Source organism: Streptomyces sp. V1I1 (assembly GCF_030817355.1).
Taxonomy (GTDB): domain Bacteria; phylum Actinomycetota; class Actinomycetes; order Streptomycetales; family Streptomycetaceae; genus Streptomyces.
Map to the genome: position 1 here is coordinate 5,193,288 of NZ_JAUSZH010000001.1, position 23,210 is coordinate 5,216,497.

A 23,210-nucleotide genomic window follows, 5' to 3' on the forward strand; every position below is an offset into this window, starting at 1 on the left:
CGCCGCTGCGATTGGAAGGGAACAAACACCGTGAGCAAGGATCTCGGAGACTTCGGTCGGCCGCCGCTCGCTGTTGAGAACCAGGATCTGGTGGAGCAGCGCCTCCTGGAGGCGGCTGCGGGTACGGGGCTCCAAGAAACCCTGACAGTTGAGTGGCGCACGAAGCCGCTGGTAGTACAGGTCATCGACGTGCCGGTCGAGTCGCTCTACTACAACCCTGGTACGCACCGCATCCGTGCTCAGCGCAGCTTTGACCCGGTCCGCGACCGGCTGCTGGATGAGGACCCCTGGAGCGAGGAGAGCCAGGACTACCTGCAGTACCTGCTCCAGGCCGAGCCCTCTGATCCGGCCAAGCGTGACAAGGACTTTGAGGAGCTCAAGACGAGCCTCAAGGACTTCAAGCAGAACGAGGCCGGGTTGATCACGCGCGACGGCGTACTCGTCAACGGCAACACCCGTGCGGCAGCACTGCGCGAGCTTGGTGTCCCGAACATCCGGGTGGGTGTGCTGCCGGAGTCCTGCACTTGGGCGGACGTCAACAAAGTCGAACTCTCCCTCCAGTTGAGGCATGACACCCGCCGCCCGTACTCGTACATCAACCGGCTGCTAACCATCGATGAGCAGGTAGGGGCCGGCCGACCCCTGCGTGACGTTGCGAGGGATTTCCGCATTCGGAAGGAGACTGCGGAACAGGACCTCTGGGTTTTGGCCTGTCTTCGTGACCTGAGGGAAAGGTCCATCACCGCCGAGGCGGAGCTGCGCCTGCTGGACTTCGAGGACGCCCAGGAGAAGCTCCGCGAAGTGCACCGCGCCTACGGCAAGGAGTCCAAGGCAAACAAGGAGAAGGCCGAGCTGCTCAAGGAAAACCGCCTGGCGGCTATCGTGATGGATTTCTCCAAGACCGACGTGCGCCTCATCGAAGCCGACTTCCGGACGCGGTATCTGGAGCACAGGCTGCCGGAGGAACTCAAAGCCGCTCCCGCTGCCACGGCTCCCGCAGAGCGCAGGATTCCCGGGATCAACCGGCCCGTGAGGGCCGAGGTGCCCCAAGTAGCCGCTGCCCGGGCCTTCACGGACACTCTCCTTCGGGCTAAGGCCGTTATTCGCGCAGGCGACAAGGTCCCGGCAGCCGAAGCTGAGAAGGCCGCCGCTGTGTTCACTCAGGCGCACCGGACTGTAGAGGACGCGCTGGAGCCGGCTGGCAAGGATGCCCGGGTGCGCAAGCGCAAGCAGGCGGCACCCGACCGGCTCAACGATGCTTGCAAGGACATTGAGCAGTGCATCACCGACATGGCGCTGGCCCAGGCGTCGCGCAGCCTTGATGAGGAGGCTCTCGATGAGGCGGTGCTCAAGCTGAAGGCCACCATGCGCAAGCTCGCTCTGGCGGCTGCCCAGAGCATCGAAGTGCCCGGTGACGGTGTCGCGTGGCTGCTGGATGCCGTGCGTCAGGAGGAGGCGTGACCGAGACAGAACCGTCCCTGCGGATCGGCTTCGACGTATCGCGGACTAAGGCTGTGCTGCGGGTGGGTGAGCAGTACCGCCGTGAGCTGACCAGGCTGGCTGCCCGCTTTCCCGCGGGTGGCCAGCGCGGCCCCCTTGCTATGGAGCTGACCCTCGATGACTTCCTGGTGGGCATTGACGTCCTCGCTGACTGGCCACACCCGGATTCCGTTGCGTGGGAGGACGAACTAGCTGCGCTGGTCGGGGGAGTTCTTGACGACGCCGACTTGGCCGAGCAGCGGCTCCAGGAACCTGGCGGCGCGCCTGCCTGGGACTGTAGCGCGGTGGAAGCGGCGCTGGGATCCGAATGGTGCGCGGATCTCACTGAATTCCAGCGGCGCGACATCGCACGGCTGCTGTCATTGCAGCACGGCGCCAACTTCAGCGTCCCTGGCGCTGGGAAGACGCGCGTCGGTCTCGCGGTATACGCGGCTATGCGGGAGCGCAAGGAGGTCCGGCGGCTGCTAGTCGTGAGCCCTAAGTCCGCTTACGAGTCCTGGCTGTTCGAAAGCGGGCAGTGTTTCGAGAGGCCTCCTATCACCACGGTCATGGGGAAGAGCCCCGACCCCAGGGCAGAGATCCTGATCGTGAACTACGAGAGGCTGGACAAGTCTCTTGCCGCGCTTGCCTCTTGGCTTCGGGCCATGCCCTCCATGGTGATCCTCGACGAGGCGCACCGCATGAAGCTCGGGGCTCAGGGGATCTACGGAAGTGCCTGCATGGCCCTCGGGCCGCTCAGTCGCCGTCGGCTCATCCTGACTGGAACGCCGGCCCCGAACGGGGCACGGGACTTGGAGAACCTGCTTTCGTTCGTGTGGCCGGGGCACGGCCGCCGGGTGGTGACTCAGGCCGTCGCAGGAGGCGATCTCGCGCACGCCAGCTCAGTGCTCCGTCCCCTGTTCACCCGGACGACCAAGAACGAGCTGGGACTTCCACCGTTCGAGACCCGCATCAGGCGCCTGAGGATGCCCGATCTGCACCGCGAGGTGTACGACGCCCTCGTAGGGCGTTTTACTGCCCGGGCTGAGGCTTCGCGCGCTGACTTCGATGCCCTCGGCAAGGCGATGCTGCGCCTGCTCATGGCGGCCACGAGCCCGGCGCTGCTCGTTGAGGGAGGAAGCCGCTATGAGCCCCTGACGTACCAGGTGCCGCCGCTTGAAGTCCCCGAGGACGAATCGCTGTATTCGCTGATGCGGAACCTGCCACGGCACGAGCTCTCCCCGAAGTACCAGGAAACGCTGAAGATCGTCGCGGAGAACGCCGCGATGGGCCGCAAGACCCTGGTCTGGACGACCTTCGTACGTAGCATCACCACGATGGAGAACATGTTCGCGGCGTATCAGCCTGCTGTGGTGCACGGCGGTACACCCGACCGCGAGGAGCAGATCCGCCGCTTCCGCGAAGACCCCGACTGCCAGGTGCTGCTGTCTAACCCGGCGACCCTTGGCGAGGGCATCAGCCTGCACCACGTATGCCATGACGCGGTCTACGTGGACCGTGACTTCATGGCGGGTCGCTTTCTCCAGAGCCTGGACCGAATTCACCGGTTGGGTCTTGCGCCCGGTACGGAGACCCGGGTCACGGTCCTCGCGGTCGAGGGGACTATTGACGATGTGGTGGCAATGCGGCTCGAAGCGAAGCTGGAATTCATGGGACGAATACTGGACGATCCATCCGTCCAGCAGCTGGCTGACCTTGAGGACGAGCCCTCCGTTGCGGCTGGCATGGATATGGCTGATGTTCGCGCGCTGCTGAGGCACGTCGATGCCGTCGCTGCCCAGTGAGGCCACCCGCCGTGCGGCGCTGCGCTGGCTGGCACAGCTCCGCGTGGCGGGTGTTCCCCGGACACAGGTGCTCTTCACCCACCACCCCCGCTATGCGGACCTCACGCCGTCCCAGTACGCCGAGGGCCTTGCCTGGCTGAGGAAGACGGGCATGGTGACAGCGGCCGGTCGTCCAGTCGTGGCAATCAGCGAGACTGAGCTGCGGGGCACGGGGGCGCCCTCTGCCATTCCCCACGTCGTGTGGAGCCGCGCTGCTGAGGAAGCGAGAAGAAAGGTTGGGACAGTCGGCGAGCAGGCGCTCCTCGGACTGCTCTTCCGGGGCGGGTTATTGCGGGTCAGACATGTGGCAGCACTCTCGGACGCGTACGGATACGACATCGAGGCGGCCCTGTCCGGCTCAGAATTCGCGCATCTGGAGGTCAAGTCCACGACCGACCCGACCCGGCTGCTGGTCCATCTCACGCGTCACGAGTACGAGGTCATGCTGACGGATGCCGAGTGGAGCATGGCTGCCGTCCTCGTTGGCGCTGACGGCAGCGCATTGAACGTGGCCACCGTCAGCCGACGGTGGCTTCACGCGGCTGTCCCGGAAGACCGGACCAGGAACGGCAGCTGGGAATCTGCGCGTCTTGCCGTTCCGGCTCAGGCCATCACGCCGGGACTCTCAATGGAGGCTGGCTGGAAGCTCCTGCCGGATAGTTCGCTTCCGAGCCGCCCGGTGTGGGGGATGCAGACCTCCGGGGTACTGGTCTGAGTCAGTGCGCTGGCAACGCTGCGGCCAACGGCCTCTGCAACCGGCGGTGGGAACGCGTTTCCCACCTGCCGATAAGCCGAAGTCTTGCGGCCGGTGAATGCCCAGTCTGGAGGGAAGCCCTGAAGCAGCGCTATCTGGGCCACGGTGAGCTTTACCGGCAGCAGTGCTCCGGGCAGGGGCGGAGCGTCGGCGACGCTGGATCCGTTGACGCCGAGTTGGGCCCAGGCCTGCCGGGCGCGGGAAGGGCCAAGGTCGGGACCGCCGTGCTTTCGTGAGCCACCGCAGAGAGTGGGCGCGATGCGCCTCGCGGAGTCCGCCCACTCGCGGGCCTGTTCCCAGCCTCGCGAAGCCATGGACTCGAAGAGGACGCTGCCCACTGAAGGCGCGGTATCTGGGCAGGACGTCGGCTCTGGCCACTTGAAGCGAGTGAATGCGGTCGGCCGCATGGCAACGAGGACCGAGCGTGGCCGGAGTTGAGGCACCCCGAAGTCACAGGCGCGCAGCAGGCGCCAGCTGGTGGCGTAGCCGAGATCCTCTAACTGGCGAAGAATAGCCGTGCGGTAGCTGTCGAATTTCTTCTGCAGGATCCCTTTGACGTTCTCGATCAGGACGGCATGCGGCCGGAGCCTGGCGGCCAGCGCCAGCATGACGGGGAACAGGTCTCGCTCATCGTCTGCGCCGAGTTGTTTGCCTGCGAGCGAGAACGGCGGGCAGGGGACGCCCGCAGCGAGCAGATCGACGCTCTGGTCGGCAGGACGGAGATCGTGAGCGAGGAGATTCCGGGCATCCGTGTGGAGAACGTTCCAGTGCGGACGGTTTATGCGCAGGGTGTTCGCGGCGTCTGCATCCACTTCGACAAGTGCGATGTGTTCGAAACCGGCACGCTCTAGACCCAGGGCCTGACCTCCGGCGCCGGCGCAGACTTCGATGCATGTGAGCGCCCGGTTCTGGGTGGCGGTGCCGAGCTGGTTCCGCATGGTGTTCCTCCCGCTTTGGTGCTGCGATCGCTATCGCTCACAGCTTGCCGCCACTTGCCGCGGCAAGTGGCGGCAAGCTACTGTGCTCCCTCGAAGGGGGTAGCATTCGGATGTTTGAGCGATTGGTGGAACTGTGGTCGACATGGGGCTGAGCTGGCAGAACGAGTCACTCGGGGCCCGCGTCCGAGTCGCACTATGGCTGCGTGACGAGGTTGGCGAAGGGGGAACGTTCTCCAAGGCCCGAATCCGGGAGGCGGTCAGGGGGACCGAGCAGGTTGACCGTCGTATGCGGGATCTGCGTCCCGCGGGCTGGGTGATCCTCACGTATCGCGACAAGCCCAGCCTTCAGCCGGACCAGCTGTATCTGGAGAAGATCGGGCTGCCGATCTGGGAGGCGGAACACCGCGCTGCCGGCCTGCGCCAGATCAGCGCGAAGACGAGGCGCTTCGTGTACGAACGCGACGGCCACATGTGCCGTCGCTGCGGAGTCGCCGCAGGCGAGGAGTACGCCGACGATCCGGGGGTCCATGCGCGTCTTACGCTCGGCCACGTCAATCCGCACAAGTCGGGCAATGGGGCGAATGCCGAAGACCTGATCACGGAGTGCGCCCGCTGCAACGAGACAGTGAAACACCTCACTGGTGTGCAGATGACCAAGGAGCAGGTCTGGGACCGGATGAAGGAGCTCCCACTACGTGGCAAGCGCGACCTGCTGGCATGGATGAAGGTCGACCATCGTCCTCTGAGCCCAGCGGAGAAGGCGTGGGGAATGTACCGGCAGCTCCCGGCTGCTGTGCGTGAGGAGCTCGAGAAGGACCTGGAAGCACTCATGAGGAGCTGAGCGTCCCCTGTGGCTTACGGCTGGTCTCGTGGTTCCTGTCGGTGCGGGATGCGACACTTGCGTGTCTGTCATCACCGCCCCAGGAGGAGCCGATGGGTACCACCGACCACAAGCTGACCTCGATTGAGATCTGCGCGGGTGCCGGTGGCCAAGCTGTAGGGCTTCACCAGGCTGGCTTCCGGCACCTTGCGCTGGTTGAGATCGACAAGCATGCCGCGGAGACGCTGAGGGAGAACATCAAAAACCATCCCAAGTGGCGCTGGGAGAGGGATCATTGCTTGATCCGTGAGGCCGACGTGAAGGAGTTCCACCCGCTCGAGGAAGTGCCCGCTCCCGACCCCTACGACGAGGGCAAACGTGCCACGTCTGATGAAGTGGAGCTGATCAAGCCGGGACAACTTGATCTCCTCGCTGGTGGCGTGCCCTGCCCGCCGTTCTCGACGGCAGGGAAGCAGCTCGGCCGTGAGGACGATCGTGATCTGTTCCCCAGGATGCTCGCCCTTGTGGAGCAGCTCCAGCCGCGTGCGGTCATGATCGAGAACGTGCGAGGGCTGGTTGAGCCAGAGCGTAAGTTCCGCTACTACCGCAACCACATCAAAAACCGGCTGCGCAAGGCTGGCTATGTCATCTGTGGTTGGCGGGTCTTGGAAGCTCGTGACTTTGGCGTGCCTCAGCTCCGGCCGCGGGCCATCCTGGTCGCAATCCGCGAGGACGAATACCGGGGCTTTGACTGGCCGGAGCCGCAGGGAAAGATCGTGACAGTAGCGGAAACGCTGACGCCCTCTATGAAGCGGAGGCTTGGCGAAGACTCTGCGCGTTTCAGAAAGTGGCTTAGCCAGGCGGAACTTGGCACAGTCGCTCCCACGCTCGTCGGTGGATCCAAAAAGCACGGTGGCGCGGATCTTGGTCCCACGAGGGCAAAGAAGGCATGGGCTGCACTCGGCGTCGATGCTATGGGCGTAGCCAACGACGAGGACAAGATGATCGACCCTGATCGTGACCTCGGCACCCTGAAGAGAGGGCCAAAGCTCACCGTTGAACAGGCTGCTCTCATCCAGGGCTTCCCTGAAGAGTGGAAGTTCACTGGCGGCGGTAAAACCGCTCGTTACAGGCAGGTCGGCAACGCGTTCCCGCCGCCTGTCGCGGCTGCGGTCGGCGAATGCATCAAGGAGGCGCTGACTCGCACCGGGCCACTGCGCGAAGACCCAAGGCCGGACTTCGAGCCGGAAGATGACCCGTCACTCGTCGCTCCTGAGCTTCCGCTCCAGCAGGCGCTTCCGGCGATCGAGGACGACGCGGAGGACTGCGCTCGCGCACTTGTCGGGTGACTCGTGCTCCCAGAAGCGCAGGACCGTCCAGCCGGCTTCAGTGAGACGGCGGTCAGTGTCACGGTCGCGGGCCATGTTGCCCGCGACCTTGCCTGACCAGTAACCAGGGTTGGTCTTCGGTGGGACGTAGTGCTCGGGGCAGCCGTGCCAGTAGCAGCCGTCGATAAATACGGCCACCTTCGTTGGCCCGAAGACGATGTCTGCCGTCCGGCGCAGATCGGGGAGCGGCTTAGCGGCTACGCGGTACCGCAAACCCTGGGCGTGGAGCAGGCGGCGAAGAAGCCGCTCCGGCTTAGTATCCCGGCTGCGGATCGCTTGCATGTTGCGGCGACGGGCAGCGGATGAGGCCCACGAGCCAGCTGGAGGATTCCATGGGTCGGTCACTGTTCAGTCCTAGCGATGCTTCCCACTGCAAAGGGCGGTTTCAGGCAGGCCAGCCACGAGCCTGCCTCACAGGTTACCTTCAGCCCGTTTCCGAGGAATGACGGGCGCTGCAATCGGCTCATCTTCCGACCTCGCAACTACCCAGTAAGTGCCATTGACTTCAGCCGTGGGCCGTTCGTCTGGAATCGCCGGGGCCGGTGTAACGCGGGCGGCAACAAGCTCACCCTTCTTTGGAACTGGCAAACCTAATGCCCGAGCCACCAGAGGATCATTATCTTGATGGCCGAGAACCAGAATTCCGTCTGGCCGCAGTGCGTCGCGGGCGCCCCCGTTACCTCGGGCACGCTTCATCGGATCGTCGAGGCCGTGGCCAACAGTCTCAATGATCGTTCTCCGGAGAATGATCCCTTGGACTCGGACTTCTCTAAAGAGCTGGAAGATTCTGGCTTGACCGTGCCGCTGATTGCGACCCTCCGCATTCATGATGCGCTTACATGTTTCGGGATCAAGGTGTAGAAGCAGGTTTTCCGCAAGTTTCCCGTGCTCGGGCCAGAGCCAGCGGATGGCGGCTACACCAGCCTCATTGAGCCTTCGCTTAGCATCGCGGTTCTGAACGGAGCGAAGATGCATTTCGGTGGCGCGGACAAGCCCGGCCCGCCACGAACTGTTCTGATCGCTGGCTGTTACCACCAGGCATAGGTGGCCAACCATCTCTGGGCCCATCTCCCAGCCCCCGATGCGCTGGGAGAACTTGCAGTCCACCTCGACCCCAGCTATGCGGTAGTCGGTGACGTCTCCGTCGTCGAACTCGAACTCTCTGTGCAGGTTGATTTCAACGAGAGTCCCCATGTGGGTCTTCTCGGTTTTGTGCAGTTTTTGGTACTCGTAGCGTCCGTTGCGGCGCCCGTCCAGTAGCTGGTCGAGCGTCGCTCGCAGGACGTCAGCAAACCGCTGGCCGTCATGGTCGAGGCTGGCCAGATGGGCGGCTACCAACTCCAGTTCGGTGTCGTGGACACCGCGAGAGGGATCTTCAGTCAGATCTGTCACGGGGTCATCTAAGCCGGCTCCGCGGGGGACCGGTTGGGAGGACAGCAGGCATCCCGGCCTGGCGGCCTCAGCCCTGCACCGGCCCCCCATGGCAGTCCCGGTACGCCGCCCCCGACCCGCACCAGCAAGACGCCCCCTTCGCCGGCGGCCACGCCACCGCCCGGCCTCTTGCCGCCAGCGTCGTTGCGTACTGCGGGAGCAGGTCCGCGTTTGCCGGGGATGACTGTTCCGAGGCCGCGAACGCCTCGTACGACGGGACCGTCCCCGTCACGATGCCCAGATTCCCCGTGCCCGTGGAGGACAGGTCTCGCAGCGACGCCTCGAGGTCCGTCAGGTGGGCCGTGTGCGTCGGGTATTCCGATTCCAACTCCGGGTAGGCCGCGAGGAGTTCGTTCAGTTCGGACTCCGGCCAGTGGAGGACCGCCACCGGGAAGGGGCGGGACAGCGCCGAGCGGTACGAGCCCAGTTCGGATCGCAGGCGGGCGATTTCGGCCTGGAGTTCTGCCGGGTTGTCGGAGCCGAGGGCCCACAGGCGTTTCGGGTCGTGGAGTTCGTCCAGGGAGATGTTCGACGCGTGGCCGCGGTCGGCCAGGGCGTCCCACTCGTCGTGGGGCAGGCCCAGCAGGCGGCGGACGCGGTGGCGGCCCGTGAGGAGGGACTGGATGTTGTACGGGACGGGCTCGTCGTCGCCCGCGGGGAGGAGCAGGGTGAGCGCTGTCGTGAAGCAGTCGTGGGACGCCTCGAGCTCGTCGTGGGACTCCAGCGTCTCGGCGATGATCTCCCAGGGCGCGGCGTCCGCCGGGGCCGCCGTGCGGATGCCGTTGATCAGGGCGCGGGCCTCGGCCTCGTGGCCGTACTCCCAGAGGTTCGCCGCCTGGAGGGCCTTGATCAGCAGGGGGTGCTCGGGGTCGGCCGCGAGCATGCGGTCGTAGAGGGTCGAGGCGCGTTCGCGGTCGCCTGCCAGCTCGAGATGGGCCACGGCTTGGAGGAGGAGTGGCTCATGGTCCGCGGGGTACTGCTCCGCGGTACGCAGCAGGCGCTCGGCTTCGGTGATGTGATCAGCAGGCGTGTCGGGGCGCATGGTGGACACCGTACTGCTGTACGGGGGTTCGGCGGGGATGAGCCGATTCACGGGTCTGGTGACTTGGGGGATCAGCACCTATCGTGCCGCCGTGCGGGAGCGGATACCGGTCGTGGTGCAAGGGCGCAGCTCGCGGCGGCGGGCCACGCTCGCCCATGGGCTGTGGGCCGGGGCCGAGGTCGCCGTCACCCTCGGGGTCGTCGTACTCCTCCTCGTCGTGCATCAGTTGTGGTGGACCAATCGGCAGGCCCGGGAGGGCGCCGAGCACAGGGTCCAGGCTCTGGAGCGGGAGTGGGAGGGCCCTGCCGGCGATACGGGGGATAGGGGGGAGGACGTTCCTCAGGACACGGGGGACGTGGTCGATGAGACCGCGCCGGGCGGAGCCGCCGAGCCCCCCGTCCGTGATCAACCCGCCGCGCGGAGAACCGCGCCCCGCTGGGACCAGGCCTACGCCGTCCTCCGCATACCCCGCCTGGGCGTCGTCGCTCCCGTCGCGCAGGGCATTGGTAAGAAGGGTGTCCTCGACAAGGGGTATATCGGGCATTATCCGCAGACCGCCCAGCCCGGTGAGGCCGGGAACTTTGCCGTCGCCGGGCACCGCAATACGCACGGCGAGCCCTTCCGGTACATCAACCGGCTGCGCGGCGGCGACGAGATCAAGGTCGAGACGCGCAACGGGGTCTATGTGTACGTGGTCGACCAGGGGGTGTCGCAGACCTCGCCCCGGGACACCGGAGTGATCGCGCGTGTGCCGCGCAGCATCGTGAAACCGGACGCCGGGTACAGCGAGCCCGGGTACTACCTCACACTCACCACCTGCACGCCCGAGTACAGCTCCAAGTACCGGCTTGTCGTATGGGGGACGTTGAAGTCGATGAGCCCGCGCTAGGCTGAGGGTTCGAAGCAGTGAGGAAAGCAGCGAAGGAAGGCGAGGGGGGATCATGGTCGGTCGTATGACGCGGCTGCTCCGTCCCGCCGCGTTGCTGCTGCTTCTCCTCGAGGTCCTGCTCATCGACGGCGGCAGCCTGACCGCCGCGGTCGCGCTCGCCGCGACCGCCACCGCTGCCGCCGGTTCCGCACTCGTCGTCTGCGCCGTGATCAGCGCGCGCTGCGCACCCGCCGTGCCGCGCACCCGGGTTCGCACCGCCATCCGCGACCGTGAGCAGCGCACCGCCTTCCTGCCGCAGCGCGATCCCGACGCGAAGGGCCGGACCAGGCCCCGAGCGCCCGGGCGTGCCGTTCCGACGGCCGCGTAGGGGCACCCACTCGCACCACACACCCCTCGCGGGTCGTCATGCCGCCATGTCCTCATCCCGGCACGACGAGACCCTCGGAGGGCTCACCCATGTCCGTTTTCGCCAGCTTGGTCGCGCACCTCGCCGACCTGCTCCAGCCGCTGTTCCACGCATCCGCCACCGCCGCCGCGATCGTCGTCTTCACCGCGCTCGTACGGCTGGCCGTCCATCCCCTGTCGCGGGCGGCCGCCCGCGGCCAGAAGGCCAAGGCGAGGCTCTCGCCGCAGATTGCCGAGCTGCGCAAGAAGCACGCCAAGAACCCGGACCGTATGCAGCAGGCGCTCATGGAGTTGCATGCGAAGGAGAAGGTCTCGCCCTTCTCCGGCTGCCTGCCGAGCCTGCTTCAGGTGCCCGCGTTCTTCCTGATGTACCACCTGTTCTCGAGCGGACAGATCGGCGGCGAGCCGAACGGCCTGCTCACGCACACCCTCTTCGCCGCGCCGCTGGGGGACAGGTGGACCGACGCGCTCGCGCACGGCGGGGTTTTCGGGGGCGCGGGGCTGGTGTACGTCGCGCTGTTCGTGATCGTCGCGGCCGTGGCGACGTACAACTACCGGCGTACGAAGCAGCAGATGGCGGGCGCGACCATGGACCAGCAGGTGCCCGGCATGGGGGCGATGGTGAAGGTCATGCCGCTGCTCTCCTTCGCGACCCTCCTCACCGTGGCGTGGGTGCCGCTGGCCGCCGCGCTCTATGTCGTCACCAGCACCACTTGGACGGCGGTCGAGCGGGCGTTCCTCTACCGGGACATGCCGGTCGCGGGTTCCCTTGCTACCGCGGTGTAAAGGTCCAGGTTGTGAACGGGGTCTTGCAGGGTGGTCCGATGTCTTGGAGGATCAGCCAACCCTCCGATCCCTCGATGGCCGCTACCCGTCGCCCGGGCTCACAATCTCGACCAGGGGAGACAGACCATGAAGCTGCTACGTGTCGGTACACCGGGCGCCGAGCGACCCGCCCTGCTGGACCAGGACGGGACGACCCTGCGCGACCTGTCGGGCCTTGTCAGGGACATCGACGGGGAGCTGCTCGCCGACGCGTCCGCCCTCGCCCGGATACGGGCCGCGGCGGACGCGGGCGAGCTGCCCGTGCTGGACGCCGACGGTCTCCGTACGGGAGCGCCGGTCGCCCGGATCGGCAAGGTCGTGTGCATCGGGCTGAACTACCACGATCACGCGGCGGAGACGGGCGCCAAGGCCCCGGCCGAGCCGGTCGTCTTCTTCAAGGCCGCCGACACGGTGGTCGGGCCGAACGACACCGTGCTGGTGCCGCGCCGCAGCCGCAAGACCGACTGGGAGGTCGAGCTCGCGGTCGTGATCGGGCGTACGGCCCGCTATGTGGAGGACGACGAGGACCCGCTGTCGTACGTCGCCGGGTACGCGGTCGCGCACGACGTCTCGGAGCGTGAGTTCCAGATCGAGCGCGGCGGCACCTGGGACAAGGGCAAGAACTGCGAGACGTTCAACCCGCTGGGCCCGTGGCTGGTGACGGCCGATGAGGTCCCGGATCCGCAGGCGCTGAGCCTGAAGCTGTGGGTCAACGGCGCGCTGAAGCAGAACGGCAGGACCGCGGACCAGATCTTCTCGGTGGCGGAGGTCGTGCGGTACGTCAGCCAGTTCATGACGCTGTACCCCGGGGACGTCATCAACACCGGGACGCCGGCGGGGGTGGCGCTGGGGCAGCCGGAGCCGAAGCCGTTCCTGCGGGCCGGGGATGTGGTGGAGCTGGAGATCGAGGGTCTGGGCCGCCAGCGCCAGGAGCTCAAGGACGCGTAGGCAAACGCGTAGGCAAGGACGCGTAGGCAAGGGCGCGGAGGCAAGGGCGCGGAGGCATAACCCGCGGCTGCGGGCGGGGGAGTCCGCAGCCGCGGGTCGGGGAAGGGCCGCGGAGGTACGGGGGATGTCCCCGCGGCCCTGGTCTGTGGGTCTTTGAGCGAGCCGCAGCTCGCCCGCCGCCGTCACGTCGCGATGAACCGCTCCAACGCCTCGACCACCATCGCGTGGTCCTCCGCCTGGGGCAGGCCCGAGACCGTGACCGTGCCGACGACGCCCACGCCGGCGACCGAGATCGGGAACGATCCGCCGTGGGCCGCGTACAGATCCGGGTCCAGGCGCGAGGACTCCTCGAACGTCGTGCCCTTCGCGCGGTGGCGGGCGCCGACCAGGAACGAGCTCTCGCCGTACCGCTCGACGACCCGGCGCTTGCGGTCGATCCACGCGTCGTTGTCCGCGCTCGACCCCGGCAGCGCGCAGTGGAAGAGCTGCTGCGCCCCGCGGCGGATGTCGATGGCGACCGGCGCCTGCCGCAAGTAGCCCATCTCGACCAGCATGCTGCCGAGCGCCCAGCCGTCGTCGTTCGTGAACCGCCGCACTGTCAGCCTGCGTTCCTGGGCGACCAACTCGTCGACGGTGAGCGGCGTGGGCGTGGGCGCGGGCCCGGGCGTCGCGGGCTTGGGCGCGGTCATGCGGAGACCTCCACCGTGACGCCCTCGCGGGCTGAGCGGCGCGCGGCCTCCAGGACGTCCAGCGCTGCCGCCGCTTCATGTGCGGTGACCGGCGGGGGCGTACCGTCGCGCAGGGCCGTGGCGATTCCCGCGTAGTACGCCGGGTAGTCGCCCGGCACCGTCTCGACCGGGCTGCCTTCCCCTCGGGCTTCGCCCTGGGGAGACCCCATGCCGGTCTGCGGGGACTCTCCCCCAGAGGCTTCGCCCTGGGAGGTGCCCCCAGCGCCGATCCGGCCCCACAGCGACTTGGGCTCGACGCCCCAGCTCTTGCCCGGCGTCGGGCGCTTGCCGTCGCGCAGGTCGGCCTCCTGCGGGTCCAGCCCGTACTTCACATATCCGGCCGTCGAGCCCAGCACCCGCAAGCGCGGGCCGAGCTGCGCGGTCGCAGCACTCATGTACAGGTGCGAGCGCACTCCGTTCGCGTGCGTGAGCGCCATGAAGGTGTCGTCGTCGGTCTGGGCGCCCGGGCGGCGTACGTCCGCCTCGGCGTAGACCCGCACGACCGGGCCGAACAGGGTCAGCGCCTGGTCGACGACATGACTGCCCAGGTCGTACAGCAGACCACCGATCTCCTCCGGGTCGCCGGACTCGCGCCAGCCGCCCTTGAGTTGCGGACGCCACCGCTCGAAGCGGGACTCGAAGCGCTGTACGTCGCCGAGCTCGCCGTCCGCGATCAGCTGCTGGAGAGTGAGGAAGTCGTTGTCCCAGCGGCGGTTCTGGAACACCGAGAGCAGCAGACCGCGCTCCTCGGCGAGGGCGGCGAGCTCGCGCGCCTCGGCGGTGGTGCCGGCGATCGGCTTGTCCACGACGACCGGGAGGCCAGCCTTGAGCGCGGCGGTGGCGAGCGGGACGTGCGTCTTGTTGGGGGAGGCGATGACGATGAGGTCGAGCTCGCCCGCGCGCTTCCACAGCTCGTCGGGCGAGGCCGCGAAGCGCATGTCGTCGCCGAACTCGGCGCGGGCCTGCTCCCGCCGCTCAGGGTTCGAGGTGACGATCGTGTCGAGGGCGAGGCCCTCGGTGGCGGCGATCAGCGGGGCATGGAATACGGAGCCCGCCAGGCCGTAGCCGACGAGTCCGACGCGGAGAGGGCTGCGGGTGTCGGTGCCAGTCATGGTTCCACTTAAACAACGGTGTTGCCAAAGTGCAAGCGCAGGGGACAATGGGTCCGTGAACAGGACCGTCAACGGAGCGAATCTGCCCGTGCTGCGCAGCCGCAACGCGGCGCTGGTGCTCGATCTGCTGCGTACGGCCGGGGAGGGCGGCATCAGCCGGATCGAACTGGCCGAGCGCACCGGGCTCACTCCGCAGGCGGTCAGCAAGATCACCGCGCGCCTGCGGGAGGGTGGCCTGGTGGTGGAGACGGGCCGTCGCGCGTCGACCGGAGGCAAGCCGCGCACGCTGCTGCGCCTGGTCCCGTCGGCGGGGCACGCGATGGGCCTGCACTTGGACCGCGACGAGCTGACGACGGTCCTGCTGGACCTGTCGGGCACGCTGGTCGTGGCGCGTACGGTGCCGCTGGACCTGGGGGCGGGGGCAGAGGCGGTCCTGGAGGCTGCGGCGGCGGAGATCGAGGCGGTCCTGGCGACGACGGCGACGGCGGAGGCCGAGGCGGTCCCGTCGGCCGGGCGCGTGCTTGGTGTCGGTGTTGCCATGCCCGGGCCGCTCGACCACTGGGCCGGCGTGCCCCACCGCGTCACCGGGTTTCCCGAGTGGGACGGGTTCCCGCTCCGGGACGCTCTCGGTGCGCGGCTCGGGTTGCCCGTCGTGCTCGACAAGGACACCAACGCCGCCGCCCTCGGACTCGCCCTGCGTGGGCCCGGGGGCTCGTTCGCGTATCTCCATCTCGGTACGGGGCTGGGCGCGGGCCTCGTACTCGGCGGGGCGCTCTACCGGGGTGCGCGCACCGGGGCGGGGGAGTTCGGGCATCAGGTCATCCAGCTCGACGGGCCCGAGTGCGGCTGCGGCAGGAGCGGCTGTATCGAGGCGCTCTGCCTCGCCGCCGTCGGGCGCGGCGACATCGACCGGGCCGCGGGTGTCCTCGGGATCGGCGCCGCGAACCTCGTCGAGCTGCTCGACATCGACCGGGTGCTGCTCGGCGGCCGGGCCGTGACCGCGGCAGCCGAGCCGTTCGTACGGGGAGTCGGCGAGCGCGTCCGCGTCCCCGTGGCCCTCGCTGAAGGCGGCACGCACATCGTCGCGGAGGGCGCCGCGCAGCTGGTGCTCGCGCCCCTGTTCGGCCACGCCGAGGCGTCACCTACCGGACCGAAAATACGCTGATAGGGCGGAGTTGCGCGGCTGTTCGGCCCCAAGGAGAGCCGGAGCCGTGTCCCCACGCGCGCGCGGGGGGAAGGTTTTGGGGCACGGCCGGGCGATCCCCCAGCCGTAGGCGATCAGCAAAGGCCCCTCATGCGACTGCGCTATGCCCTCACCGTCGGCGTCACCGCAGCCGCCATCGCGCCCGCGGCGCTCACCGCCGCGACCGCGACAGCGGCGACGCCGGCGACGGCAGTGACGGCAGCCGCTCCCGTGGCCCCGCGCCCCGCAGCCCCGCGCCCCGCGGCCGACACGGCGCTCACCAGCTCGACGGCGACGGCCGCGATGACTGGGACGGCGGCGATCACTGGGACGGCCGCGATGACTGGGACGGCGGCGGCTTTCATGACCCGGGGCCTGGCCGCACGCCCCGCCGCCGATGCCATCGCCGCGCCCGCGGCCACACCGCAGGCCCCGCCCGCGGACAAACCCGGCGAGCCGCCCGCCGCCACCGCCCTCCCCACCCAGCAGGAGAACCCCGCCGGCCGGCAGCCCACCTGCGGCAAGGCATCCGACCCCGACTTCCCCATCGACACCCGCGTCCTCGGCGGCGCGTCCGTCCACCGCCCCGGCGGCGGCTTCGAGCCCTGGTCCGTCGAACTCGCCAACACCACCGGCGAGGCCTGCCAGAACATCCACCCCGTGATCATCTTCACCGGACGCGACCCCGGTCTCACCCCGCCCCGGATCACGCTGGAGTTCTACGACGACGAGGCCGCCCTCTGGCGCCCCGTCGTCCTCGAGACGACCGCCGAGGGCGAGGTCGTCGGCGTACTCGACGGCGAGGGCCGTTTCCCCGGCTTCGCCGTCCCGGCCCGCAAGTCCGTCACCGCCAAAGTCCGGCTCAGGCTCGCCACCGACGCCCCGCCCAACGAGGTCACGGTCAACGCCGCGGTCGTCCAGCGGCAGGGCGACGACGGCGACTGGGTCGGAGAGTCCGGCGACTACCGCTTCGCCGTCCTCGGCGGCGACGACTCCGGCATCGACGCGGGCGTCACCCCTGACGAGCTCGCCGCCACCGGCACCGGCACCGGCTCCCTGGTCCTCCTCGGCGCCGCCTTCGGCGCGGTCCTGCTGGGCAGCGGGGCTCTGGTGCTCGCGTCCCGGTGGCGGCCCAAGGGCCGACGCTGATCGTTCTCGTACATCTGCGAACATCCCCTGGTGCAACGGGGGCTGAGGGCCGCCCGCGGGTGGTTCTGCTGGGGGTCCGGGGGTTGTCCCCCGGGAGATGCGGGACGGTGCACCTGGGCAACCGGAACTGAGGGCCGACTCCAACTCCGCGACGCGTCTGGTCAGTTCAGGTCCGTGCCGAGCCCGTCCGGTCATCGACGGGGTCAAGATCAGCCCAGCCTGACTAGGCTGGGGATGCCGGAGACTCACAGGGCCGTGCCTCCGGCGTCCACAGCACACTGCGTACGGCAGGAGTCCGTCTGATGGCAGAGCGCAAGCCGATCGAATCCTGGCTCACCGACATGGATGGTGTCCTGATCCACGAGGGCGTGCCGATCCCGGGCGCCGACGCCTTCATCAAGAGGCTGCGGGAGACCGGGAAGCCGTTCTTGGTGCTGACCAACAACTCCATCTACACCGCGCGCGACCTGCACGCACGGCTCGCCCGGATGGGCCTGGACGTGCCCGTGGAGAACATCTGGACCTCGGCGCTGGCCACCGCGCAGTTCCTGGACGACCAGCGTCCCGGCGGCACGGCGTACGTCATCGGTGAGGCGGGTCTGACCACCTCCCTGCACGACATCGGCTATGTCCTGACCGACCACGACCCCGACTATGTGGTGCTCGGCGAGACCCGTACGTACAGCTTCGAGGCGCTCACCAAGGCGATCCGGCTGATCAACGCCGGGGCCCGGTTCATCTGCACCAACCCGGACGAGACCGGCCCCTCCGCCGAGGGCCCGCTGCCCGCGACCGGCGCGGTCGCGGCGCTGATCACCAAGGCGACCGGCAAGGACCCGTACTTCGCGGGCAAGCCGAACCCGCTGATGATGCGGACCGGGCTGAACGCCATCGGCGCGCACTCCGAGACCAGCGCGATGATCGGCGACCGGATGGACACCGACGTGCTGGCCGGACTGGAAGCGGGTATGGAGACCTTCCTGGTGCTCACCGGGCTCACCACCCCCGAGGCCGTCGACCGGTATCCCTTCCGGCCTTCCACGGTCGTCGACTCGATCGCGGATCTCGTCGACCGCATCTGAGCACGTCAGAGGGCACAATCGGACTACTGAGCCGCTCCTGCGGATGCGAAAACGGCCCGGACGCGTGAATCTTTCCGTATCAGGAGGTTCACGATGCGTTCAGGTTTGGTTACTTTCCGTGCCGCAGGGGTGGCTGCCGTACTCGTCCTGGCGCCGACCGCCGCGGCCGCGTACGCCGCCGATTCTGTGAAGGTCACGGTCGTCCCGTCCAAGGTCGCCCCCGGCGGCGAGGTGGAGGTCCTCGTCTCCGGTTGCCAGGGCATGACCGGAGCTGCCAGGTCCCAGGGGTTCGTCGCGTACGCCGCGCTGGCGAGCCGCAATGGTGCGGGCACCCAGCTGTTCGGCGAGACGACCGTGAAATCCTCCGTGGAGCCCGGCACGTACAACATCGGCGTCACCTGCGACGGCCGTGAGCACCCGGTATCGGCCCGCGTCCAGGTCGTCCAGAACGAGCCGACGGAGCGGCCGGACGAGCCGACCAAGCGGCCGAACGAGCCGACGAAACGGCCGGACCACTCGACGGAGCGGCCGGACGAGCCGACCAAGCGGGCTGATGAGCCCGCCAAGCGGCGGGACGAGCCGACCAAGCGGGCAGAGGAGTCGACCAAGCGGCGGGACGAGTCGACCAAGCAGTCGGAAGAGTCGTCCAAGCGGCCGGACGAGTCGTCCAAGCGGGGAGACCATCCGACGGAGCAGTCGTACGAGCCCACAGAGGAGTCGGACGAGGGGGAGTCGGACGAGGAGGAGTCGGACGAGTCGACCGACGACTCGACGCCCTTCGCGCCGGTTCGCGCGGGCGGCGGCGGCACGGCCGCCCTCGCGGCCGATGGCCCGCCGGACCCGGCCGAGGCCGGCCCCGGCATCCCGCACACCGTGATCGGCTTGGTCCTCGCGGGCGCGGCAGCGGTCGCCGTGGCTTTCCGCAGCTCACGGCGGCGCCGATCGGATTCGGACTGACATGTCCTCCGCCGATCGCCCGGCCGGGAACGGCCGGCTGCTCACCGGAGTGGCCTGGGCGGTACTCCTGCTCGGGCTCTGGCTCTGGGGCCGTGAGATGACCGACGGCCCCGGCGGAAGCTCCGCGCCCACCACCGGCGACGTGGCCGCGGTCGGCCGGCCGCTGGGCGTGCCGCTGCCGCCCGCCCACGACCCGCTGGACCCGGCCAGGCCGGACCAGGTGTCCATTCCGTCGATAGGGATCACCGCCCCGGTCGTCCCGCGCGGCCTGGACGTCACGGGCGCCGTGGATCCGCCGCCGTACGCCATGCCGCACACGGTCGGCTGGTACGACAGCGGTACGCAGCCGGGCGCGGCGGGCACGGCGCTGCTCGTCGGCCATGTCGACACCGAGACGAAACCGGCCGTCTTCTACGGTCTGAGCTCGGCCCGGCCGGGCGAGAAAGTCCAGGTGACCAGGGCCGACGGCTCGGTCGCGGAGTTCACCATCGACGACGTCCAGGTCGTCGACCAGGACCGGTTCGACGCGCAGAAGGTCTACGGCCCGCGCAAGGACGGGCGCGCGGAACTGCGGCTGATCACCTGCGGAGGCACCTTCGACCGCGAGACCCGCGCGTACACCGCCAACGTGGTCGTCTCTGCCTACCTGACCGGGGTCACCAAGGGTTAGCGGAGTCCTCCGCCGCCGGACGGGCGCTGTCTGCAACCCGGCTCGGCCGACGACATGCTCCCCCCAGAGCCGCCGGCCGAGCCGGGTCCTCAACCGCGGGTGCTCGGGCTGCGGGAGAAGCCCGGCGCCGGCGCGGGAGGTGCGGAAGGTCCGGTTGCGGTCCCGCCAGCGGCCGGGGCGGTTGCCGGACACTCTAGGGCCGCGAACGGGCCCGGCCTAGAGGCTGAATGACGCCATGTCGGGAAGTCGTCGCCTCCCCCGTGACCCTCGTGCCTCCCCTGTGCCCCACGTTCCCCGTCCGCTCCCGTCCGCCGCGTTGTCACAGCCTGTCCACGGTGCTCCGGCGGGGCTCGTGACCCTCCGCCGGGGTGTGCCACGATGGATTCGACCTGACTTGTCCGGCTGCAAGGGGGAGCGGATGTACGGCAGTTGGTCCGGCCGACGTGCCAGGGCGGGGGCGGTCGCGGCGGGGGCGGTGCTGTTGCTCGCAGGCTGTTCCTCCGACGACGGCAAGGACAGGAGACCGGCGGCGAGCCAGCAGCCCAAGGGGAACGATCCGTACTGGGTCAACCCCGACGGCAACGCCGCCAAGCAGGTCGCCGCCTACCGCAACGACGGCGACGACAAGAACGCCGAGCTGATCAAGAAGATCGCCGATCAGCCGGTCGGCGAGTGGATCGGCCCGGACAACCCCGGGGCCGAGGCCAAGGGCTACACCGAGGCGGCCGCAAAGGCCGACCGGGACGCGCTGCTGGTGCTCTACAACATCCCGCACCGCGACTGCGGACAGTTCTCCAAGGGCGGCGCGGCCGACGGCAGCGCCTACCGCGCCTGGGTCGACCAGGTCGCGACGGGCATCGGCGACCGGCGGGCCACGGTGATCCTGGAGCCGGACGCGGTGCTGCATCTGGTGGACTCCTGTACGCCGCAGGAGTTCCACGAGGAGCGCTTCGACCTGCTCAAGGACGCTGTGGAGCGGCTGAAGCGGCAGCCGAACACCAAGGTGTACCTGGACGCGGGCAACGCCGGCTGGTCCCAGCCCGACGCGCTCTTCGATCCGCTCCAGCGGGCGGGCATCGAGGCGGCGGACGGCTTCGCCGTCAATGTCTCCAACTTCTATCCGACCGCGGCGAGCAAGGAGTTCGGCCAGAAGCTCTCCGCGAAGGTCGGCGGCAAGCACTTCGTCATCGACACAAGCCGCAACGGCAATGGCCCGTACACCAGCGGCGATCCTAAGGAGAACTGGTGCAATCCGCCGGGCCGCGCGCTCGGCGAGGCGCCGACCACGGACACCGGTGACCCGCTGGTCGACGCGTATCTGTGGGTGAAGCGCCCGGGGGAGTCGGACGGGGATTGCAGGGGCGGGCCCAAGGCGGGGGAGTGGTGGCCGGAGTACGCGCTCGGCCTGGCCCGCGCGACGAACTAGGCGGCGCGCGGGCTCCTTCCCGTAACCGGGGCTCCGCCCCCGGACCCCGCGCCTCAAACTCCCCCAGACTTCGTCCGGGGGACCCCCAACGGGCTTGAATTCCCGCCCGTCCGGCGGAAACTTGAAGCCCGCCCGGGCAAATCAAGCCTGGCCGGCGATTGAGGCGCGGGGTTCGGGGGGAGCCCCGAAAACAAGCCCCGCCGGCGTTTGAGGCACGGGTCTGGGGCGGAGCCCCAGTTATGGGACCTCGACCCACACGCCCTCGGACGGCGTCCCCTTCTCGCCCGTCACAAAGAGCATGTACCAGCCCGACGGCACCAGCGCCCGGTTCTTGGGCACGGTGACCTGGACGCCGTCCGCCGTTCTCTTCATGCCGAGCGCGATGGAGCGCTGATCGACGTCGGTGACATGCGTGACAGCGCTCGGCCGCATCAGCTTGGCCGACTTCACCGGGCCGCCCGCCCTCACCTTGAACTCGCCGCTCTCTCCGCGCTCGATCGACTTCGGGCCGCCGCTCACCTCGGGCCTGGAGCCCCGGTAGCGATACGGCGGGGTGTAGATCTCGATGCGCTGCTCGAAGACGCCCGGCCTGGTGTTGGTCTTGTCCGCGAACAGCGAGTCCGAGCCGAAGGCCATGACGCGGCCGTCCGGGAGCAGCACCGAGCCCGAGTGGTAGTTGCGCCCCACCTGGGGGTCGGCAACCCGCTTGTACGTACCGGACTTCGGGTCGTACGTACGCGCCTGGAGGACATTGGAGCCGCCGCGCCCCCGGTAGTCCGACGAGCCCCCGGTGACCAGGACGGAGTCGTCCGGCAGTAGCGAGGCGCTCGGATAGCGGGTGCCCTTCTCCAGGGAAGCGCCCTCTGTGAAGCGGGGGTTGTTCTCCTTGAGGTCCACCACACGGGACTTCTCGCTGGACTTCTCGGACTCGCCGACCCCGCCGCCGCCGATGACCATGAACCGCTGGTCCTGGGCGGGCGGCAGCATGACCGTCGCGGAGGTCTCCATCCTGTCGGGGTCGCTCAGCCCGGGGATCTTGTCGAACTCGTTCGTTGCCAGGTCCCAGACGCCCGGCTCACGGCCCACGTCGGCCGGTCCGTATCCGGCGTTGGAGCCGGAGTAGAAGAGCTTGCCGTTGTCCATCAGGAAGATCGCCGGGTAGGTGGGGAACTTCCGGATGATCCCGGTGTACTTCCAGGTCCTGGTCTTCGGGTCGTAGATCTCGTCCTTGCCGGGGACGATCTGCCCGATCTCGTCGAGACCGGAGAGCGAGAGGACCCTGCCGTCCTTCAGGGTGGTCAGCGTGGGGTACCAGCGGGCCTCGTTCATGGGGTCGACGGTGATGTACTTCTCCGCCACCGGGTCGAACTCGTAGGCCTCCTTGATGCCCTGGAAGTCCTTCTTGTCGAGCGCGAGCTTCTGCGCGATGCCGTAGACATTGCGGGCGTCGGAGCCCCTCAGGCCCTGCACCCGGTAGTTGTCCTCGGTGCCGGTCTCGTAGTCCTTGCCCGACGCCTCGGCCTCGACATAGATCCGGCCGAGCCCCGCCTCGGTCCGCAGGAACCTGCCGGTGTTCTTGTCGAAGATCTTCTTCGCCTTCTCCACCAGGACGGGGTCCCTGGAGACGAAGGTCTTGCCGTTCTCCTTGCCGGTGAACCTGGTGCCCGCGGGCAGTGTCTTGGGCTCGTCCGGGTCCTCGTTGTGGACGATCACCAGGCCGCCGGCCTTGGTCACATCGCCCTTGAGCTTCTCGTACCGCTTTGTGCCGCCCGCGACCAGCAGCTTCCCGTCGGGCAGCTGAGTGTGCCCGGCGCAGAACATGTCCTTGGGTGTGGGGATCTTCTTGAACTCATCGGTCTCCGGGTCCCACAGCACCGACTCGAACTTCTTCGCGTCGAAGTTCTTCTGGTTGTTGCCCGAGCCGGCGATCAGCAGCACCTTGCCGGTGTGCAGCAGGGCCGCGTGGATGGTGTTGACGCGGTACTCGGAGGGGACGTCGAGATAGTCCCAATGGCCGTTCTCGGCCTTGTAGTCCGGCTGGTTGATCTTGAAGTCGTGGTACTGCTCCGAGCCGAACCGCCACAGCGCGGGCCCGTTGAACGCGGCCAGCGTCACCACAACCGCCGCACCTGTCGCCATG

Annotated in this window: 21 protein-coding genes; 14 read left to right on the forward strand and 7 right to left on the reverse strand. The window is 68.4% G+C overall.

Going from position 1 to position 23,210, the window contains the following annotated elements; all coding sequences use genetic code 11:
- The first annotated feature begins 30 nt into the window (after positions 1-30).
- Positions 31-1,461: a transcriptional regulator gene (locus tag QFZ67_RS24425; RefSeq protein ID WP_307663207.1), complete on the forward strand. Its 1,431-nt coding sequence runs from the start codon at positions 31-33 to the stop codon at positions 1,459-1,461.
- Complete coding sequence (locus tag QFZ67_RS24430) at positions 1,458-3,284, forward strand: DEAD/DEAH box helicase (protein WP_307663208.1); 1,827 nt, start codon at positions 1,458-1,460, stop codon at positions 3,282-3,284. Before QFZ67_RS24425 ends, QFZ67_RS24430 begins: the two co-directional genes overlap by 4 nt.
- 642 nt (positions 3,285-3,926) lie before the next feature.
- On the opposite strand, the gene QFZ67_RS24435 is transcribed toward QFZ67_RS24430, so the two are convergent.
- Positions 3,927-5,015 (reverse strand): DNA cytosine methyltransferase, encoded by a 1,089-nt coding sequence (locus QFZ67_RS24435; protein ID WP_307663209.1) that lies wholly within the window; start codon positions 5,013-5,015, stop codon positions 3,927-3,929.
- A 286-nt stretch (positions 5,016-5,301) separates the two neighbouring features.
- Here QFZ67_RS24435 and QFZ67_RS24440 point away from each other — a divergent pair, with 286 nt between their 5' ends.
- Both QFZ67_RS24440 and QFZ67_RS24445 read left to right on the forward strand, forming a co-directional pair.
- Complete coding sequence (locus tag QFZ67_RS24440) at positions 5,302-5,856, forward strand: HNH endonuclease (RefSeq protein WP_307663210.1); 555 nt, start codon at positions 5,302-5,304, stop codon at positions 5,854-5,856.
- Positions 5,857-5,948: 92 nt separating this feature from the next.
- Positions 5,949-7,184: a DNA cytosine methyltransferase gene (locus tag QFZ67_RS24445; protein WP_307663211.1), complete on the forward strand. Its 1,236-nt coding sequence runs from the start codon at positions 5,949-5,951 to the stop codon at positions 7,182-7,184.
- Here the strand turns inward: QFZ67_RS24445 and QFZ67_RS24450 are convergent.
- From QFZ67_RS24450 to QFZ67_RS24460, 3 genes are all read right to left on the reverse strand, one after another.
- Positions 7,095-7,568, reverse strand: a complete 474-nt coding sequence (locus QFZ67_RS24450) for a very short patch repair endonuclease (RefSeq protein ID WP_307663212.1) — start codon at positions 7,566-7,568, stop codon at positions 7,095-7,097. The two genes, QFZ67_RS24445 and QFZ67_RS24450, sit on opposite strands and share 90 nt — an antisense overlap.
- A 66-nt stretch (positions 7,569-7,634) precedes the next feature.
- Entirely contained in the window at positions 7,635-8,615 is a 981-nt protein-coding gene (locus QFZ67_RS24455) for a NaeI family type II restriction endonuclease (protein WP_307663213.1), read from the reverse strand.
- A gap of 67 nt (positions 8,616-8,682) precedes the next feature.
- Entirely contained in the window at positions 8,683-9,696 is a 1,014-nt protein-coding gene (locus QFZ67_RS24460) for an SEC-C domain-containing protein (RefSeq protein ID WP_307663214.1), read from the reverse strand.
- On the opposite strand from QFZ67_RS24460, the gene QFZ67_RS24465 reads away from it, so the two are divergent.
- The 4 genes from QFZ67_RS24465 (at position 9,695) to QFZ67_RS24480 (ending at position 12,763) form a co-directional block, all read left to right on the forward strand.
- On the forward strand, positions 9,695-10,585 hold the full coding sequence (locus tag QFZ67_RS24465; protein WP_307663215.1) for a class E sortase: 891 nt from the start codon (positions 9,695-9,697) through the stop codon (positions 10,583-10,585). The two genes, QFZ67_RS24460 and QFZ67_RS24465, sit on opposite strands and share 2 nt — an antisense overlap.
- 64 nt (positions 10,586-10,649) lie before the next feature.
- Positions 10,650-10,952 (forward strand): DUF6412 domain-containing protein, encoded by a 303-nt coding sequence (locus QFZ67_RS24470; protein WP_307663216.1) that lies wholly within the window; start codon positions 10,650-10,652, stop codon positions 10,950-10,952.
- An 89-nt stretch (positions 10,953-11,041) separates the two neighbouring features.
- Positions 11,042-11,776, forward strand: a complete 735-nt coding sequence (locus QFZ67_RS24475; protein ID WP_307663217.1) for a YidC/Oxa1 family membrane protein insertase — start codon at positions 11,042-11,044, stop codon at positions 11,774-11,776.
- Between the two features lie 126 nt (positions 11,777-11,902).
- Positions 11,903-12,763, forward strand: coding sequence for a fumarylacetoacetate hydrolase family protein (locus QFZ67_RS24480; RefSeq protein WP_307663218.1), 861 nt, complete (start codon positions 11,903-11,905; stop codon positions 12,761-12,763).
- A gap of 182 nt (positions 12,764-12,945) precedes the next feature.
- Here QFZ67_RS24480 and QFZ67_RS24485 read toward each other — a convergent pair whose 3' ends face one another.
- Together QFZ67_RS24485 and QFZ67_RS24490 are read right to left on the reverse strand one after the other, a co-directional pair.
- Positions 12,946-13,452: a heme-degrading domain-containing protein gene (locus QFZ67_RS24485; RefSeq protein ID WP_307663219.1), complete on the reverse strand. Its 507-nt coding sequence runs from the start codon at positions 13,450-13,452 to the stop codon at positions 12,946-12,948.
- Positions 13,449-14,603 (reverse strand): Gfo/Idh/MocA family oxidoreductase, encoded by a 1,155-nt coding sequence (locus QFZ67_RS24490; protein ID WP_307663220.1) that lies wholly within the window; start codon positions 14,601-14,603, stop codon positions 13,449-13,451. Before QFZ67_RS24490 ends, QFZ67_RS24485 begins: the two co-directional genes overlap by 4 nt.
- 55 nt (positions 14,604-14,658) lie before the next feature.
- Between QFZ67_RS24490 and QFZ67_RS24495 the strand changes: the two genes are divergently transcribed.
- The 6 genes from QFZ67_RS24495 (at position 14,659) to QFZ67_RS24520 (ending at position 21,070) form a co-directional block, all read left to right on the forward strand.
- Positions 14,659-15,768 (forward strand): ROK family transcriptional regulator, encoded by a 1,110-nt coding sequence (locus tag QFZ67_RS24495; RefSeq protein WP_307663221.1) that lies wholly within the window; start codon positions 14,659-14,661, stop codon positions 15,766-15,768.
- A 129-nt stretch (positions 15,769-15,897) separates the two neighbouring features.
- The gene (locus tag QFZ67_RS24500) at positions 15,898-16,935 is read left to right on the forward strand and encodes a hypothetical protein (protein ID WP_307663222.1); all 1,038 of its coding nucleotides are present in this window, start codon (positions 15,898-15,900) and stop codon (positions 16,933-16,935) included.
- A 302-nt stretch (positions 16,936-17,237) separates the two neighbouring features.
- Positions 17,238-18,017 (forward strand): HAD-IIA family hydrolase, encoded by a 780-nt coding sequence (locus tag QFZ67_RS24505; RefSeq protein ID WP_307663223.1) that lies wholly within the window; start codon positions 17,238-17,240, stop codon positions 18,015-18,017.
- A gap of 93 nt (positions 18,018-18,110) precedes the next feature.
- On the forward strand, positions 18,111-18,974 hold the full coding sequence (locus tag QFZ67_RS39145) for a hypothetical protein (RefSeq protein ID WP_373430122.1): 864 nt from the start codon (positions 18,111-18,113) through the stop codon (positions 18,972-18,974).
- A gap of 1 nt (position 18,975) precedes the next feature.
- Positions 18,976-19,644: a class F sortase gene (locus tag QFZ67_RS24515; RefSeq protein WP_307663224.1), complete on the forward strand. Its 669-nt coding sequence runs from the start codon at positions 18,976-18,978 to the stop codon at positions 19,642-19,644.
- Positions 19,645-20,062: 418 nt separating this feature from the next.
- A complete protein-coding gene (locus QFZ67_RS24520) occupies positions 20,063-21,070 on the forward strand; it encodes a glycoside hydrolase family 6 protein (RefSeq protein ID WP_307665949.1) in 1,008 nt (335 codons plus the stop codon).
- Between the two features lie 237 nt (positions 21,071-21,307).
- Here QFZ67_RS24520 and QFZ67_RS24525 read toward each other — a convergent pair whose 3' ends face one another.
- Entirely contained in the window at positions 21,308-23,209 is a 1,902-nt protein-coding gene (locus tag QFZ67_RS24525) for a kelch motif-containing protein (RefSeq protein WP_307665950.1), read from the reverse strand.
- Position 23,210: the final 1 nt, after the last annotated feature.

Bases quoted from the DNA above. Each gene is read 5' to 3' on its own strand.
- QFZ67_RS24435 (WP_307663209.1), bottom strand. From the start codon at position 5,015: ATGCGGAACCAGCTCGGCACCGCCACCCAGAACCGGGCGCTCACATGC.
- QFZ67_RS24440 (WP_307663210.1), top strand. From the start codon at position 5,302: ATGCGGGATCTGCGTCCCGCGGGCTGGGTGATCCTCACGTATCGCGAC.
- QFZ67_RS24445 (WP_307663211.1), top strand. From the start codon at position 5,949: ATGGGTACCACCGACCACAAGCTGACCTCGATTGAGATCTGCGCGGGT.
- QFZ67_RS24465 (WP_307663215.1), top strand. From the start codon at position 9,695: ATGGTGGACACCGTACTGCTGTACGGGGGTTCGGCGGGGATGAGCCGA.
- QFZ67_RS24460 (WP_307663214.1), bottom strand. From the start codon at position 9,696: ATGCGCCCCGACACGCCTGCTGATCACATCACCGAAGCCGAGCGCCTG.
- QFZ67_RS24470 (WP_307663216.1), top strand. From the start codon at position 10,650: ATGACGCGGCTGCTCCGTCCCGCCGCGTTGCTGCTGCTTCTCCTCGAG.
- QFZ67_RS24475 (WP_307663217.1), top strand. From the start codon at position 11,042: ATGTCCGTTTTCGCCAGCTTGGTCGCGCACCTCGCCGACCTGCTCCAG.
- QFZ67_RS24480 (WP_307663218.1), top strand. From the start codon at position 11,903: ATGAAGCTGCTACGTGTCGGTACACCGGGCGCCGAGCGACCCGCCCTG.
- QFZ67_RS24485 (WP_307663219.1), bottom strand. From the start codon at position 13,452: ATGACCGCGCCCAAGCCCGCGACGCCCGGGCCCGCGCCCACGCCCACG.
- QFZ67_RS24490 (WP_307663220.1), bottom strand. From the start codon at position 14,603: ATGACTGGCACCGACACCCGCAGCCCTCTCCGCGTCGGACTCGTCGGC.
- QFZ67_RS24500 (WP_307663222.1), top strand. From the start codon at position 15,898: ATGCGACTGCGCTATGCCCTCACCGTCGGCGTCACCGCAGCCGCCATC.
- QFZ67_RS24505 (WP_307663223.1), top strand. From the start codon at position 17,238: ATGGCAGAGCGCAAGCCGATCGAATCCTGGCTCACCGACATGGATGGT.
- QFZ67_RS39145 (WP_373430122.1), top strand. From the start codon at position 18,111: ATGCGTTCAGGTTTGGTTACTTTCCGTGCCGCAGGGGTGGCTGCCGTA.
- QFZ67_RS24515 (WP_307663224.1), top strand. From the start codon at position 18,976: ATGTCCTCCGCCGATCGCCCGGCCGGGAACGGCCGGCTGCTCACCGGA.
- QFZ67_RS24520 (WP_307665949.1), top strand. From the start codon at position 20,063: ATGTACGGCAGTTGGTCCGGCCGACGTGCCAGGGCGGGGGCGGTCGCG.
- QFZ67_RS24525 (WP_307665950.1), bottom strand. From the start codon at position 23,209: ATGGCGACAGGTGCGGCGGTTGTGGTGACGCTGGCCGCGTTCAACGGG.